Source organism: Streptococcus mitis (genome assembly GCF_946190065.1).
GTDB lineage: Bacteria > Bacillota > Bacilli > Lactobacillales > Streptococcaceae > Streptococcus > Streptococcus mitis_DE.
Window position 1 is genome coordinate 1 of record NZ_CAMHZD010000293.1, and the last position, 226, is coordinate 226.

At 40.7% G+C, this 226-nt stretch carries 1 protein-coding gene; it reads right to left on the reverse strand.

What is annotated here, in order from left to right:
* On the reverse strand, positions 1 to 226 hold a 226-nt coding region (locus OCF96_RS10145), incomplete at both ends, for a YPDG domain-containing protein (protein WP_261447098.1).

Sequence of the window (226 nt, forward strand, 5' to 3'; positions counted from 1 at the left end):
TGTTCACCTACTGTTACAGTGACTGGGATTTCTTCCGTTGAGCCATCTGGATAACGTACAAGAACTTTACCTGTAATTTTATCGCCTGGTTTTGCTCCTTCTGGAATTGTCACAGTGACTTTGCCATCTTTATCTACTGTGATGACTCCTGGTTGATCACTTTCGAAGGTTGTACCTTCTGGAATCTTCTTACCATTCTCTTCTGTTAATGGAATTTCAACCTTAG